This window comes from Sphingomonas dokdonensis (assembly GCF_002197685.1).
GTDB classification, from domain to species: Bacteria; Pseudomonadota; Alphaproteobacteria; order Sphingomonadales; family Sphingomonadaceae; genus Sphingomonas; species Sphingomonas dokdonensis.
On sequence record NZ_NBBI01000011.1, the window covers coordinates 1 to 12,731 of the forward strand.

Consider the following 12,731-nt stretch of genomic DNA (forward strand, 5'->3'; position numbering starts at 1 on the left):
GCGCGCAAGCTGCTGGCGGCGGGCGACAGCCCCGCCAAGGTCGCCAAACTGCTGCAAGTCGGCCGCTCGACCTTCTACCGTCACTTCCCAGCCGGCGAACGATAGCCGGTGTCATAACCGGACGGTTTTGACACGTTTCTCGCGGTGGGCGCACTGATCCGCGCGCCCTCCAAGGCGGATTAACTGTCAGGTGGTGGAATAGGCCGCGCCCGCTTTGCGGAGCTGCGAAAGCGCCGGCGGCGATTAGCGCGCGACGCTTCCTTGACCGCTTGGGGGTCGTCCAAATCAATCATGCTGCTGGTCCTCGGAAAGGCGAGGCGCGCGAGCCGCGCCTATAATCCTGTTCCGAGCCGGAAGGTGTTGCGGACCTGGTTTTTCCGGACCCGTTGCCTCGCTCTCGTCATATCCACTATGCTGGATATATGGAAAACGATTCGGCCATTTCCGCTTTGAGCGCGCTCGCGCAAGCGACACGCCTCGATGTCTTCCGCCTGCTGGTGCGGCATGAACCGAACGGTATGGCAGCCGGCGACATAGCCCGTCAGCTTGATGTGCCGCAGAATACCATGTCCGCACATCTGGGCATCCTTGCGCGCGCGGGCCTCGTGCGGTCCGAACGTCGCAGTCGATCCATCATCTACTGCGCTGACCTGGACGGCCTACGTGCGCTCACCCTCTTCCTCGTCAAGGACTGCTGCGCCGGCAATGCCGAGCTGTGCGCGCCGCTCGTCGCGGAACTCGCCCCCTGCTGCTGAAAGGACGCTTCGTGCCTGTCGATATCGTCATTTACCACAATCCCGAGTGCGGCACGTCCCGCAACGCACTCGCCATGATCCGCAATGCCGGCATCGAACCGCATGTGGTCGAGTATTTGAAGACGCCGCCCTCGCGTGCCCTGCTGGTCGAGCTGATCGATCGCGCCGGCATAGCGCCCCGCGAGCTCCTGCGAGAGAAGGGCACACCCTATGCGGAGCTGGGCCTGGGTGACACGTCGAAGTCCGACGACGCGCTGGTGGACGCGATGATGGCGCATCCGATCCTCATCAACCGGCCTCTGGTCGTCTCGCCACTCGGCGTGAAGCTGTGCCGCCCCTCTGAAGCCGTCCTCGATCTGCTGCCAAGCGATCAGCTCGGCGCGTTTGCCAAGGAAGACGGTGAGCAAGTGGTGGACGCTTCGGGCCAGCGCGTCGTCTGATGCTCCTGGCCGTCCTGATCTTCGTCGCCACAATCGCGCTCGTCATTTGGCAACCCAAGGGCCTCGGCATTGGGTGGAGCGCCATGGGAGGGGCGGTCGTGGCGCTGCTAGCGGGCGTCGTCACGCTGTCCGACGTGCCGGTGGTGTGGAACATCGTGTGGAACGCGACCGCCGCGTTCGTTGCCATCATCGTCATCAGCCTGTTGCTCGATGAAGCCGGGTTCTTCGAATGGGCGGCGCTGCATATCGCACGCTGGGGCAGGGGGCATGGTCACCGACTATTTGTCCTGATCGTGCTGCTCGGCGCGGCGGTGTCTGCGCTGTTCGCCAATGATGGCGCGGCGCTGATCCTGACGCCGATCGTCATCGCGATGCTGCGGGCGCTAGGCTTCAAGGACAGGGCGACACTGGCGTTCGTCATGGCGGCGGGGTTCATCGCCGACACGGCCAGTCTGCCGTTGGTCGTGTCGAACCTCGTCAACATCGTGTCGGCCGACTTCTTCGGCATCGGCTTCGGCGATTATGCGTCCGTGATGGTGCCGGTCGATCTAGTGTCGATCGCCGCCACGTTGGGCGCGCTGCTACTGTTCTTTCGAGGTGACATACCAAGAGCTTACGATGTGGGGGCGCTACGTACGCCCCGAGAAGCGATCCATGACGCCGCGACCTTCCGCGCCGGATGGATCGTTCTCGCTTTGCTGCTTGCCGGCTTCTTCCTGCTCGAACCGCTTGGCGTGCCCGTCAGCGCCGTTGCCGCTGCCGGCGCGATCCTTCTGCTGGTAATCGCCGGACGTGGGCACGTGATAGAGACGCGGAAGGTGCTGCGCGGCGCACCGTGGCAGGTCGTGATCTTCTCGCTCGGCATGTACCTGGTGGTCTATGGCCTGCGGAACGCCGGCCTGACCGATCATCTGGCTGCGCTCCTCGATCGGACGGCACAAGGCGGTGTCTGGAGTGCCGCCTTGGGAACAGGCGTGATCGCAGCCGTTTTCTCCTCGGTGATGAACAACATGCCGACCGTGCTGGTGGGCGCGCTGTCGATCGATGCGGCCCATGCCACGGGCACGGTCAAGGAGGCGATGATCTACGCCAACGTGATCGGCTGCGACCTCGGTCCCAAGCTCACGCCGATCGGATCGCTCGCGACGCTCCTGTGGCTTCACGTTCTCGGCCAGAAAGGCGTGCGGATCGGATGGGGCTATTATTTCCGGATCGGTGTCACGCTGACCGTGCCGGTGCTGCTGGTCACGCTCGGTGCCTTGGCGTTGAGGATTACCATCGAATGACTGCCCTGATCTACATCGGCGCGGCGCTTGCTGAGATTGCCGGATGCTTCGCATTCTGGGCGTGGCTCCGAATGGGCAGGGCGCCCCTCTGGCTGGTCCCCGGCGTTGCCTCCCTAATCCTTTTCGCCTGGCTTCTGACCCGCGTCGACAGTGATGCCGCGGGGCGGGCCTATGCCGCTTATGGCGGCATCTACATCTGCGCCTCCCTGCTCTGGCTGTGGAGTGTCGAGGGCGTCCGTCCCGATCGCTGGGATGTCGGCGGGGCCGCCCTCTGCCTTGTCGGAACCTGTTTGATCCTGCTCGGGCCTCGCGGCGCATGATGACGCCGATCGCCAGGCTTCTCCAAGCCAGCGACCTTGCTGAGCTGTCGCGGCACCTCGACGCCATGGGCTTGCCCAGCACCGATCTCGCGGAGCCTGACCGCGTGTTCTTCCGGTTCGATGCGGATAGCCTAATTGGCTATGGTGGTCTGGAAGGCGAAGGAGCCGACCGTCTGCTCCGCTCCGTCCTCATCCTTCCCGATCGTCGGGGCGCCGGCATCGGCCGCGCGCTGGTCGCCGCGCTCGAACAAGAAGCTTGCACACTGGGCGTACAGCGACTCCATCTACTGACCACGACCGCGGCCCCGTTCTTCCGCATGCTCGGCTATGCGGCCGCCGATCGCCATTCGGCACCGTCCGCTATTGCCGCCACGCGCGAGTTCACCTCGCTCTGCCCCGCCTCCGCGACCTACCTCGTGAAAGCCCTCTGATGCCGCTTCGTACCCTTGCCGATTTGGATGTTCTGCCGGCACTCGATCCGGCGTTTATCCGTCATCGCCTCGCCGCGGATCTTGGGCCGACCGAACCCGCTCCCCGCATCCTGCTGCTCTACGGCAGCCTGCGTGAGCGCTCCTTCTCGCGCCTAGCCGCGGAAGAAGCGGCGCGCTTGCTGCACCTGTTTGGCGCAGACACGCGCATCTTCGATCCTTCCACGCTGCCGCTGCCCGACCAAGTGGCGGGAGACGATCACCCGGCCGTTCACGAGTTACGCGAGCTATCAATGTGGTCGGAGGGGCAGGTCTGGTGCAGCCCTGAGCGGCACGGCCAGATCACGGGCATCATGAAGGCGCAGATCGATCATCTGCCGCTCGAGATGAAGGGGATGCGGCCGACGCAGGGACGCACGCTCGCGGTGATGCAGGTGTCGGGCGGATCGCAATCGTTCAACGCAGTCAACACACTACGCCTGCTTGGCCGCTGGATGCGGATGTTCACGATCCCCAATCAATCATCGGTGGCGATGGCCTACAAGGAGTTCGACGAAGCTGGGCGCATGAAGCCGTCGAGCTATTACGACCGTATCGTCGATGTAATGGAGGAGCTGGTGCGCTTCACCGTCCTGCTGCGCCCATATGCAACCCAGCTCGTCGACCGCTATTCCGAGCGCAGGCACGCCGGCGTGCCAGTCGACGTCAGAACCGATCTGTCGAGCATCGCCATCGCCCGAGCTGACGCTCAAGCGTGATCGAAAGCCGCCAGAATAGGGCACGGTCCCGCTGATCCGTTTCCGCACTCGTGTGCGAGATGCCGCAGTGACGCGCGTACCCGCTCAAGCTCCTCGATCTTGGCGTCCAGCACCGTAATCCGCTCGCTGGCAAGCTCGCGTGCGCGTGCGCGATCGTCGGTCGCGTCGAGCGCCAGCAGCTCGCCGATCTGCTCCAGCGTGAAGCCGGCGCCCTGGGCCGATCGGATGAAGCGCAGCCGGCGAACATCCTCCGGGCCATAGCGGCGGATACCGCCCCCGGACCCGGAGTTTATCGGCCTGTCGGGCGTGTCGAGAAGACCTCGGCGCTGGTAGTAGCGGATCGTTTCCACGCCCACATCGCCTTCTCGAGCGAGCCCTGCGATCGTCATGCCGGTCATGCCTTGACTCCGTACTATAGTACGGATGCCATATAGGTCGGGCACAGAGGCCGGAGAAGACGAATGGCGACGTTCGCGCCCAAGAAGGCGACGATCTATCGGATGGTGATGCCGACCCACACCTGTCCCTACGGGATCAAGGCGAAGGATCTGCTGCGCCGGCAGGGTTATGAGGTCGAGGACCATTGGCTACGCACGCGCGAGGAAACCGACGCGTTCAAAGCCGAGCATGGGGTCAAAACGACACCCCAGACCTTCATCGGTGGCGAGCGGGTAGGAGGCTACGACGATCTGCGCCGGTTTTTCGGTAAGACCGTGGCCGACCCCACGGCGGTGACCTACCGGCCGGTCGCGGTTGTGTTCGCGATGACGGCATTGATGGCGCTGGCGGCCAGCTATGCCGTGCTCGGCACACCGTTCACGGTACGCGCGGGTGAGTGGTTCATCGCCTTCTCCATGTGCGTGCTGGCCATGCTCAAGCTCCAGAACGTGGAGAGCTTTTCGAGCATGTTCCTCAACTACGATCTGCTTGCGAAGCGCTGGGTGCCCTATTCCTACACCTACCCCTACGCGGAAGGCGCAGCGGGCGTGCTGATGGCGGCCGGCGTGCTGACCTGGCTGTCGGTGCCGATCGCGCTGGTGATCGGGACGATCGGAGCGGTCTCGGTCATCAAGGCCGTGTATGTCGACAAGCGCGAGCTGAAATGCGCGTGCGTGGGCGGTGACAGCAATGTGCCGTTGGGCTTCCTGTCGCTCACCGAGAACGTGATGATGGTCGCCATGGCGATCTGGATGGTGCTGGGCGTCGCGCACTGATCTGGTGCGGCGGCCCGGCGCAAGCTAGAAGGGCTGCATGAGCTTCGGCCGCCTCGTCCGCACATTTGCGCTGCTCCTGCTGGGCGCGATGCTGCTCGTGCGGATGGGCCCGATGTGCGAGGCCATGGCGCAGGCTGCGCCGCCTTCGCAGGCGCATGCCGGAATGGCCGATTGCGATCGCGCGCCGCTCACGCCCGTAAAAAAGACCCCTCCGGTGGACTGCGTAGGAGCCTGCATCGCAACGGCCCTCGACGTTCACACGTCTCCCGCGCCGCAGCTCGCCGTGCGGACGGATCCGCCCGCACCCGAGCCTCATGCCCTTGTTGGTCGCTCGGGCGGTCCTGCACCGCCACCTCCTCGAACCGCCTGATCGACGTGGATTCCGATCAATCAGTGCATTTGAGGAAAATTACACATGAAGACCATCAAGTTCATCGGCGCGGCTATCGCGCTCACGCTCGTTCCCGCCACGGCCTTTGCCGCCGCTGACTGCTGCGCGGGGAAGGAGTGCTGCAAGGATGGCGCCGACTGCTGCAAGGACAAGGACGGCGCGAAGAAGGATTGCTGCGCCGACATGAAGGACATGAAGCACGGCGAGCACGCCGGTCACGACATGTCGGGCATGCAGAAGAAGTAAGCTGGGAGGGGAGGCGTTCGCGCCTCCCCTTTTCAATGGCGGGCGAACACCCTGCGGCCGCTCGGCCCGAACGCGATCACGTCATAGGCCTGGGCCTTCATGCCCGGCATTTCCATGCCCGGTGAGCCCATCGGCATCCCGGCGACCGCGAGGCCGGTGACGCCCTTCGGATGCGTGGCCAAGGCGCGCTTCATGTCGGCAATCGGAACGTGCCCTTCGAAGGTCATGCCGTCGATAATGGCAGTGTGACAGGAGGCGAGGTCTTGAGGCACGCCGCGTGCCTTCATGAACGCCGGCCGGTTCGCATCGTCGACGACGCGGACGGCGCGGCCGAACTGCTCCTTCACCTGCTGCGCCCATTTCTCGCAACAGGGGCAACCCGGGTCGCGATGCATCAGGACGGGACCCGCGGCGAGAGCCCCCGCAGGGGTAGCGCACGCCAGCGCGGCGGCGAGAAGGCGAAAGCGATCCATATCTGAGTTCCCGGGTGGCCATCCCCCGCACGGTGACGGGGGGAGGGACGATAGTCGATTACTGGGCGCTCTTGCCATGCGCCCGCAGCCAGGCGTTCAACTCGCCGATCTCGCGGGTCTGCTCTGCGATCGTCTTGGTGGCCATCTGGCGAACCTTGGGGTCCTTGGTCTCGCGAAGCACGATACGCGACATGGCGATGCCGCCACGGTGGTGCTCGACCATCTTGCGGACCCACGTCTCGGTGGCATCGGCACCCATCGCCGACATCATCTTCTGATGCATGTCCATCTCGGCCTGCGGGTACGGGTTCGCCGGCGTCGGCCGCATCATCTGCCCATGGTTCATGCCGGAATGGTCCATGCCCTGCATCTGGGCGACCGCGGGAGCCGCGCCGAGGGCGGTCGCGACGGCCATAATCATCATTTTCTTCATCGTGTCGCTCCTGCGTCAAAACCCCCGCTCAACAGGGATACGGGCTCAAACCGATTAGCCCTCAAGCGATGTTGCTCAGCGGATCGGCTGAAGCGTGTTGACGCCGACGCTCTCGTCGGTTTCGGGGGGCGGGGGAGGCACCTGCTTGTCGCGATAGGAGGGGAGGTCGGGCGCATTGTCGGGCGTGGGGTGCGCCTCGAGCCGGGCGATGTAGCGCTTCATCTGCGCGATCTCGCGGACCTGAGCATCAATGATCCCGTCCGCCAGCTTGCGTACCTCGGGGTCTTTGATGTGCGCGCGCTCGCTGGTCATGATCGCGATCGAGTGATGCGGGATCATGGCCTTCATATAAGCGACGTCGCCGACCGTCTCCTGGCTACGGACGAGCCACAAGGCGCCGGCGAATACCGCGATCGAGGCTGCCACGATGCCGAGATTGGCCCGCCGGTCGGGGTACATGCCCCACATGAAGCCGATCATGATGAGCGCCATGGTGGCGCCCATGACGATCGCCATCCACGTCCGGGTCTGGCTGTATTCGACATGGCTCAGTGCGTAGGTGTTAAGGTACATGAGCCCGAACATCACGACCGTCGACGTCGCGATCATCGCGGCGAAGCGCCCGTAGCTCATCCCCATATTGCCGCCCTGTTTGGAGCTGGGGTCGTCGTGGTTCATCATGCGCTCTCCTGTGCGGCCCCACCCACACGAGGATACGCGGCTCTCTAGCGGACCCCTTGAGCTTTTCTGCGCCGTCGGCGGGGCCAACGCATGAAGAGCAGGATCGCGCCGGCAACGGCGAACACGAGCCCGCCCGCTGCAAAGGCGTTGAGCCATGGCGTGTTGAACCGTTCGTGCTCGGTCCAATCCATGATGTGGAGACCCCAGAAGAAGTCATAGAGCCGCCACGTGCCGGTTCGCACCGATGTCAGCCGCCCCGTTTCAGCCGCGACGTAAATGCGGGTCCCGTCGGCATCGGGGAAAGAAGCACGCCAGGCGGGGAGGGCGCCGCGGTACTCGGTGCTCGGGCGCTCGATCCGTTCAACGACCGGCGCCGAACCGGCATCGCCGCGATACGCCTGCCTCGCGATCAGCGCTGCAGCGGCGCCATCGACCGGGGCCAGAGGCTTCGCGGTCCGGGCGTCCAGCAAGCGCACCTTGCCGTCGCCGAGTTGGGCTTCGACGATTGGCCGACCCAGCAGCATCCGGTGCTGAAGCTGACGCACCGGCGCCCCTGCCGATGCGAGAAGGGCAGGGACGGGCGCGAAGTCCTGGGTGGCAATCAGGGCCGGTTCGACGTTCCGATCGATCCGGTGATCGCCATGCACCGTGTCGATCGGCAGCAAGCTCATGACTAGCCCGCTTGTGAACCAGACGATCGCCTGCGCTCCGATCAGGAGCGCAAGCCAGCGGTGAACCTTGCTTGCCCCAACATGGAGGCGGAGCCGCGGGCTCAGAACCAGGTCCTCACGCCCGCGACGAAGCTAAAGCCGCCCGTTTTGTCACCGCGTGCGCGAGTGAAGCGCGCGGTGTCCCCGAACTGCCGCTCCCAGGACACGCCGATGTAGGGCGCGAACTCGCGCCGGCCCTCGTAGCGAAGCCGAAGCCCGGCCTCGAGGTCCGTGAGCCCGGAGCCGGTGCCGGTTTCGGGCACGTCCTGCGCGGAGAAATTGGCCTCCACCCTAGGCTGGAGCACGAACCAGTTGGTGATGCGCTGGTCGTAATAGCCCTCCGCACGGCCAAGCACGTCGCCCTTGTCGGAGAGGAACAATGCGCCCTCCACCTCGAACCAACCGGGGGCCAGCCCCTCGATCCCTACCGTCGCGTAGGTGCGCGAGGGGTTGGGCTTGAAGTCGTAGCGAACGCCCGCCTGAAGGTTCCAGTATGGATCGAGCGCGCGGCTGTAGAGCGCCTGCACCTCGGCCTGTTCGAGCGGCTTGCCGAACGTGCCTTCGCCCTCGCTCTTTAGCGTAAAGCGATTGATGTCGCCCCCGATCCAGGCCTCGCCATCCCAGCGATAGCCGTCGCCACCCTTGCGAGCCTGATATTCGGCGAGATTGAAGAGGATCTGATAGACGGTCATTCCGCCATGCTCGCGGCGTAGATCGTTCTCGCGCGAGCTGGCCATGGCGTCCGCGCCCCAGAAACGATCGGCGAGGTGGTCCCCGGCCGGAGCGGGAGCGGGCTTGTTGCCGGGGGGAAGGTCGGTTCCGACCTTGGCAGCGGGCTGATCGCCGGGCATCGCCATGCCCGGCATCGTGCTCATGTCGTGGCCGGCATGTGGGTCCTGGCCCGCATCTGTCGATGCTGCCATGCCCGGCATAGCGGACATATCGTGCCCGGCGTGCGGGTTCTGGGTGGGCTGCTGACCGCTCATATCCATTCGCTGCATTCCGCTCATGTCATGCCCGGCATGAGGGTCGGCAGCCTGCGTCTTCGCCGGTTGCGCGCGCCGCGGCGCGGTGCGTCGGACGGGGGCCTTACGCTTAGTCGCGGACTTGGCCGCGGCTTTCGCCTTCGGCTTGGCGGCCGGCTTTGCCGGCATCGTCATGCCCGGCATGTTGTGCATGGAATGGTCCATGGTCTGCGCCAATGCGGGTGTCGCAAGGGCGAGCGGCGCCATACCGGCGAGGAGGAGCGCCCGGATCACGCCGTGGCCTCCCCGGCCTTGCGGACCTGGACGACACGCATCATGCCCGCGTGCATGTGGTAGAGCATGTGGCAGTGGAAGGCCCAGTCGCCTTCCTCGCCGGTCACGTCCCAGCTCACCGTGCCTCCCGGCTGCACCAGCACCGTATGCTTTCGGGGCGCGTAGGCGCCCTTGCCGGTCACCAGGTCGAAGAAGTGGCCATGGATGTGGATCGGATGTCCCATCATCGTGTCGTTGATGAGCGTCACCCGTACGCGCTCGCCGTGAAGCAGCGTGATCGGATCGGGGTTCTCCGACAGCTTTTCGCCGTCGAAGCCCCACATGTAGCGCTCCATGTTGCCGGTGAGGTGGAGCTTGATCTCCCGCTCCGGTGCGCGTGTGTCCGGGTTGCGGTCGAGCGCCATCAGGTCGCGATAGGTGAGAACGCGGTGCCCGACATTCTCCAGCCCCTGCCCGGGATCTCCGGTGCGATCGACCGGCATCGGCGAGATGGTCTGCACGCCCGGTCCCTTCTTCACCTCAGGGGCATTGCTGAAATCGCGCATGGAATGGCTCATGCCGCCCATGTCCATCCCGCCCATCTGATCGCCGTTCATCGCCGGCATCGTGCCGGAGCCATGGTCCATACCGGCCATGGCGCCGCCCTGAGCCTGGCCGTGGTCCATGCCTGCCATGCCGCCTGCCGCGGTGCCGGCCGCGCCGTGGTTCATTTGGGAATGATCCATACCCGGCATCGCGCCGGTGCCCGCGCCATGCCCCATCGCAGCATGGTCCATGCCGGACATCGATCCCGCGGCGCCGCCCATAGCACCATGATTCATAGCGCCGTGGTCCATCGTGCCATGATCCATGCCGCCCATGCCCATGTCCTTCATGGTCGCGAGCGGGCGCTTGCGGAGCGGGGGCACCTCGGCCGCCATCCCCTCACGCGGGGCGAGCGTCGCGCGGGCCATGCCGGAGCGATCGACGCTCTCACCGACCAGCGTATAGGCGCGCAGGTCGGGCGGGGTGACGATCGCGTCGTAGGTCTCGGCCGGGCCGAACTGGAACTCGTCGATCTCAACCGGGCGCACGTTCAAGCCGTCGGCCGCGACGATCGTCATCGGCAGGCCCGGAATGCGGACGTTGAAGGTGGTCATCGACGAGGCGTTGATGAAGCGCAGCCGTACCCGCTCGCCGGGCCGGAACAGCGCGGTCCAATTGTCCTTGGGGCCGTAGCCGTTGACCAGGTAAGTGTAGACCGACCCCGTGACGTCGGCGACGTCGGCGGGATCCATCCGCATCTTGCCCCACTCCAACCGCTCTTTCAGCGACTGATCCTTGCCGGCGAGAAGCCCGGCCAGGGTCTGGCGCTGGCGGTTGAAGTAGCCCGACTCCTTCTTCAGCCGATCAAAGAGGTAGTGCGGGTGATGGAAGCTGTGGTCGGACAGCACGATCACATGCTCGCGATCGAACTGCACGGGATCGGGATTCTTCGGATCGATCAGGATCGGGCCGTAGTGTCCCTCCTGCTCCTGAAGCCCGGAATGGCTGTGATACCAGTAGGTCCCGCTTTGGATGATCGGGAACTCGTAGGTGAAGGTCGAGCGCGCCGGAATGCCGGGGAAGGCGATCCCCGGCACCCCGTCCATCTGAAAGGGCAGCAGCAGCCCATGCCAGTGGATCGAGGTTTCCTCGTCGAGCTCGTTGACGACGTGGAGGCGGACGTTCTGTCCCTCGCGCAAGCGGATGAGCGGCGCGGGCACGGTGCCGTTGATGCCGATGGCGTGGCTCTGCCGCCCGTCGATCATCATCATCTGATGCGCGACCTTGAGCGTGATGTCCTCGCCCGACACCGTGGGCAACGGCTTGGCGATGCCGGCGGAGACGGGCTGTGCCCATGCCGGCATATAGGCCGACAAGGCGAGGCCGCCTCCTGCCAGACTGGCACCGCGCAGCACCTGGCGGCGGTCGAGAACGCGCGACATGCAAGCTCCTAAGAATGGGGCCGTGAAAGGGCCGTCGCTTCTTCTACGCGGCCGATCCGTCCAGCCCTCAGCGGTTCCCGAGTTTTTCGAGCAGCCGCGCCCGCGCGCGATACAGGCGGGTTTCGACCGCCTTCTGGCTGATCCCCAGCACCTCGGCCGTCTCGGCCTGGCTCAGGCCTTCGATCGTCCGAAGTACCAAAGGCTCCTTCAGGTTCGCGGGCAAGGTCGAGATGGCGCGGGTCACACGATCGAGTTCCTGCCGATCGCCGGCTGCGTCGTCGATCGGCACCTGTTCGTCGACGATGCTCTGGACCTGTTCGTCGTTCGGCAGCGCGAACGACAGAAACCGGCGCACGGCACGCTTGCGCGCCCAATCGCGGCATTTGTTGACGGCGATGGTCGTGAGCCACGCCTGCATCGAGCGGTTGGGATCGTAGCGCGACAAGGCCTGATGTGCGGCCACGAACGCTTCCTGGGTCACGTCCAGCGCGTCGTCGGCATCGCCGAGGAATGCGCGCGAAAGCCGGAACATCGGCTGCCGATAGCGTCGCACGATCTCGGCGAAAGCGGCTTGTCGGCCGGCGATGCTGAGCGTCGCCAGTTCGCCATCCGACAACGCGGTCCAATCGAGGCTCACCCCTGGCCGTCGGTGAGCGCCTTCACCACCGCGTCATCGAATTGAGAGGTCTGATCGGGCCGGAGGAGCTGACGCATGGCGAAGATGTGCGCCAGCGTCGCCTTCTGCAGCTCGCCCATCGCGGCATGGCTTTGGTCGACCGCAGCGGCCACCCGCGGACCATTGCCATGCTCGGCCTCGATCGCCTCGGCAAGGCGGGCATTGGCGGCACGCATCTCCAGCTCGAGGGCGCGGCGTTGCACCGCGAACCGGTCTTCGAGCACCTTCAATCGGGCCTGCTGGTCGCCATCAAGCGCGAGCTTATGATGCAGCACCTCGTGAAGCGCCGCACCGGGTTGCTTGGGCTGCGGCAGCAGTGCGCGCCCGATAAAGACACCGCCGATCGCTGCCAGGAAGGCGAGCAAGGCGCACAGGACAACCCGCTTGGTCGAGGTCATGGCTCGCCGATCAGCAACGCGGAAGGGGCAAGGGGGGAGGCTCCGCCGAGCGGCGCGAGCGAGACAACAGGGCTTGCCGTCGCGGGCAGCTCGGCACCGACGATCCCGATACCGAGCGCCGCGGCGGTTATCACACCGATCCCGAGCCCGGCTCCGCGCACGGCGGGGCGGCTGCCGATTCGTCTGAGGACTTGGTCCTCGATACCCTCCAAAGCGGCCGGGGCGGGTGCGCCCGCTAGTCGCGCCAATGCTCTGTCTAGATCGTCCATGCTTTCCACTCCGCCCCTCTATCATCG

At 65.4% G+C, this 12,731-nt stretch carries 20 protein-coding genes; 10 read left to right on the plus strand and 10 right to left on the minus strand.

Going from position 1 to position 12,731, the window contains the following annotated elements; translation table 11 throughout:
* The first annotated feature begins 12 nt into the window (after positions 1–12).
* The 7 genes from SPDO_RS15570 to arsH all read left to right on the plus strand — a co-directional run bounded on the left by SPDO_RS15570 (position 13) and on the right by arsH (position 3,987).
* On the plus strand, positions 13–105 hold the full coding sequence (locus SPDO_RS15570) for a helix-turn-helix domain-containing protein (RefSeq protein WP_245829578.1): 93 nt from the start codon (positions 13–15) through the stop codon (positions 103–105).
* Between the two features lie 317 nt (positions 106–422).
* Positions 423–755: an ArsR/SmtB family transcription factor gene (locus tag SPDO_RS15575; RefSeq protein WP_066779324.1), complete on the plus strand. Its 333-nt coding sequence runs from the start codon at positions 423–425 to the stop codon at positions 753–755.
* Positions 756–766: 11 nt separating this feature from the next.
* Positions 767–1,195, plus strand: coding sequence for an arsenate reductase (glutaredoxin) (gene arsC, locus SPDO_RS15580; protein WP_088368451.1), 429 nt, complete (start codon positions 767–769; stop codon positions 1,193–1,195).
* The gene (locus SPDO_RS15585; RefSeq protein ID WP_088368452.1) at positions 1,195–2,481 is read left to right on the plus strand and encodes an arsenic transporter; all 1,287 of its coding nucleotides are present in this window, start codon (positions 1,195–1,197) and stop codon (positions 2,479–2,481) included. The genes arsC and SPDO_RS15585 overlap by 1 nt, the downstream gene beginning before the upstream one ends.
* A complete protein-coding gene (locus tag SPDO_RS15590) occupies positions 2,478–2,801 on the plus strand; it encodes a YnfA family protein (protein WP_088368453.1) in 324 nt (107 codons plus the stop codon). The genes SPDO_RS15585 and SPDO_RS15590 overlap by 4 nt, the downstream gene beginning before the upstream one ends.
* Positions 2,798–3,232 (plus strand): arsenic resistance N-acetyltransferase ArsN2, encoded by a 435-nt coding sequence (gene arsN2, locus SPDO_RS15595; RefSeq protein WP_219994274.1) that lies wholly within the window; start codon positions 2,798–2,800, stop codon positions 3,230–3,232. Before SPDO_RS15590 ends, arsN2 begins: the two co-directional genes overlap by 4 nt.
* Positions 3,232–3,987: an arsenical resistance protein ArsH gene (gene arsH, locus SPDO_RS15600; RefSeq protein ID WP_066779332.1), complete on the plus strand. Its 756-nt coding sequence runs from the start codon at positions 3,232–3,234 to the stop codon at positions 3,985–3,987. The genes arsN2 and arsH overlap by 1 nt, the downstream gene beginning before the upstream one ends.
* On the opposite strand, the gene SPDO_RS15605 is transcribed toward arsH, so the two are convergent.
* The gene (locus SPDO_RS15605; RefSeq protein ID WP_066779335.1) at positions 3,978–4,385 is read right to left on the minus strand and encodes a MerR family transcriptional regulator; all 408 of its coding nucleotides are present in this window, start codon (positions 4,383–4,385) and stop codon (positions 3,978–3,980) included. The genes arsH and SPDO_RS15605 overlap by 10 nt on opposite strands.
* Before the next feature lie 63 nt (positions 4,386–4,448).
* On the opposite strand from SPDO_RS15605, the gene SPDO_RS15610 reads away from it, so the two are divergent.
* Genes SPDO_RS15610 through SPDO_RS15615 form a run of 3 tightly spaced genes read left to right on the plus strand, consistent with a single transcriptional unit; the run spans position 4,449 to position 5,838 of the window.
* Complete coding sequence (locus tag SPDO_RS15610; protein WP_066779336.1) at positions 4,449–5,201, plus strand: MauE/DoxX family redox-associated membrane protein; 753 nt, start codon at positions 4,449–4,451, stop codon at positions 5,199–5,201.
* A gap of 37 nt (positions 5,202–5,238) precedes the next feature.
* Positions 5,239–5,571, plus strand: coding sequence for a hypothetical protein (locus tag SPDO_RS16755; RefSeq protein ID WP_066779338.1), 333 nt, complete (start codon positions 5,239–5,241; stop codon positions 5,569–5,571).
* A gap of 45 nt (positions 5,572–5,616) precedes the next feature.
* Entirely contained in the window at positions 5,617–5,838 is a 222-nt protein-coding gene (locus SPDO_RS15615; protein ID WP_066779340.1) for a hypothetical protein, read from the plus strand.
* A gap of 32 nt (positions 5,839–5,870) precedes the next feature.
* On the opposite strand, the gene SPDO_RS15620 is transcribed toward SPDO_RS15615, so the two are convergent.
* The 9 genes from SPDO_RS15620 to SPDO_RS15660 form a co-directional block, all read right to left on the minus strand.
* A complete protein-coding gene (locus tag SPDO_RS15620) occupies positions 5,871–6,311 on the minus strand; it encodes a DUF411 domain-containing protein (protein ID WP_058733718.1) in 441 nt (146 codons plus the stop codon).
* A gap of 58 nt (positions 6,312–6,369) precedes the next feature.
* Entirely contained in the window at positions 6,370–6,726 is a 357-nt protein-coding gene (locus SPDO_RS15625) for a DUF305 domain-containing protein (protein ID WP_041043301.1), read from the minus strand.
* Between the two features lie 93 nt (positions 6,727–6,819).
* Positions 6,820–7,422 (minus strand): DUF305 domain-containing protein, encoded by a 603-nt coding sequence (locus SPDO_RS15630; protein ID WP_211280110.1) that lies wholly within the window; start codon positions 7,420–7,422, stop codon positions 6,820–6,822.
* Positions 7,423–7,469: 47 nt separating this feature from the next.
* Positions 7,470–8,207, minus strand: a complete 738-nt coding sequence (locus SPDO_RS15635; RefSeq protein ID WP_088368454.1) for a PepSY domain-containing protein — start codon at positions 8,205–8,207, stop codon at positions 7,470–7,472.
* A complete protein-coding gene (locus tag SPDO_RS15640) occupies positions 8,198–9,367 on the minus strand; it encodes a copper resistance protein B (RefSeq protein WP_181401849.1) in 1,170 nt (389 codons plus the stop codon). Before SPDO_RS15640 ends, SPDO_RS15635 begins: the two co-directional genes overlap by 10 nt.
* Positions 9,368–9,390: 23 nt before the next feature.
* Positions 9,391–11,361, minus strand: a complete 1,971-nt coding sequence (locus SPDO_RS15645) for a copper resistance system multicopper oxidase (protein ID WP_088368456.1) — start codon at positions 11,359–11,361, stop codon at positions 9,391–9,393.
* Between the two features lie 67 nt (positions 11,362–11,428).
* A complete protein-coding gene (locus SPDO_RS15650) occupies positions 11,429–11,998 on the minus strand; it encodes an RNA polymerase sigma factor (RefSeq protein WP_088368457.1) in 570 nt (189 codons plus the stop codon).
* Positions 11,995–12,435 carry a periplasmic heavy metal sensor gene (locus tag SPDO_RS15655; RefSeq protein WP_041043253.1) on the minus strand — a complete coding sequence of 147 codons (441 nt, stop codon included), beginning with the start codon at positions 12,433–12,435 and terminating at the stop codon, positions 11,995–11,997. The genes SPDO_RS15650 and SPDO_RS15655 overlap by 4 nt, the downstream gene beginning before the upstream one ends.
* Positions 12,432–12,704 (minus strand): hypothetical protein, encoded by a 273-nt coding sequence (locus SPDO_RS15660; RefSeq protein WP_066779362.1) that lies wholly within the window; start codon positions 12,702–12,704, stop codon positions 12,432–12,434. Before SPDO_RS15660 ends, SPDO_RS15655 begins: the two co-directional genes overlap by 4 nt.
* Positions 12,705–12,731: the final 27 nt, after the last annotated feature.

What these genes read in the sequence shown, in the direction of transcription:
- SPDO_RS15610 (WP_066779336.1), top strand. Translation starts at nt 4,449, where the DNA reads ATGGCGACGTTCGCGCCCAAGAAGGCGACGATCTATCGGATGGTGATG.
- SPDO_RS15605 (WP_066779335.1), bottom strand. Translation starts at nt 4,385, where the DNA reads ATGACCGGCATGACGATCGCAGGGCTCGCTCGAGAAGGCGATGTGGGC.
- SPDO_RS15575 (WP_066779324.1), top strand. Translation starts at nt 423, where the DNA reads ATGGAAAACGATTCGGCCATTTCCGCTTTGAGCGCGCTCGCGCAAGCG.
- SPDO_RS15640 (WP_181401849.1), bottom strand. Translation starts at nt 9,367, where the DNA reads ATGGCGCCGCTCGCCCTTGCGACACCCGCATTGGCGCAGACCATGGAC.
- SPDO_RS15645 (WP_088368456.1), bottom strand. Translation starts at nt 11,361, where the DNA reads ATGTCGCGCGTTCTCGACCGCCGCCAGGTGCTGCGCGGTGCCAGTCTG.
- SPDO_RS15615 (WP_066779340.1), top strand. Translation starts at nt 5,617, where the DNA reads ATGAAGACCATCAAGTTCATCGGCGCGGCTATCGCGCTCACGCTCGTT.
- SPDO_RS15625 (WP_041043301.1), bottom strand. Translation starts at nt 6,726, where the DNA reads ATGGCCGTCGCGACCGCCCTCGGCGCGGCTCCCGCGGTCGCCCAGATG.
- arsH (WP_066779332.1), top strand. Translation starts at nt 3,232, where the DNA reads ATGCCGCTTCGTACCCTTGCCGATTTGGATGTTCTGCCGGCACTCGAT.
- arsN2 (WP_219994274.1), top strand. Translation starts at nt 2,798, where the DNA reads ATGATGACGCCGATCGCCAGGCTTCTCCAAGCCAGCGACCTTGCTGAG.
- SPDO_RS16755 (WP_066779338.1), top strand. Translation starts at nt 5,239, where the DNA reads ATGAGCTTCGGCCGCCTCGTCCGCACATTTGCGCTGCTCCTGCTGGGC.
- SPDO_RS15590 (WP_088368453.1), top strand. Translation starts at nt 2,478, where the DNA reads ATGACTGCCCTGATCTACATCGGCGCGGCGCTTGCTGAGATTGCCGGA.
- SPDO_RS15655 (WP_041043253.1), bottom strand. Translation starts at nt 12,435, where the DNA reads ATGACCTCGACCAAGCGGGTTGTCCTGTGCGCCTTGCTCGCCTTCCTG.
- SPDO_RS15585 (WP_088368452.1), top strand. Translation starts at nt 1,195, where the DNA reads ATGCTCCTGGCCGTCCTGATCTTCGTCGCCACAATCGCGCTCGTCATT.
- SPDO_RS15630 (WP_211280110.1), bottom strand. Translation starts at nt 7,422, where the DNA reads ATGAACCACGACGACCCCAGCTCCAAACAGGGCGGCAATATGGGGATG.
- SPDO_RS15620 (WP_058733718.1), bottom strand. Translation starts at nt 6,311, where the DNA reads ATGGATCGCTTTCGCCTTCTCGCCGCCGCGCTGGCGTGCGCTACCCCT.
- SPDO_RS15660 (WP_066779362.1), bottom strand. Translation starts at nt 12,704, where the DNA reads ATGGACGATCTAGACAGAGCATTGGCGCGACTAGCGGGCGCACCCGCC.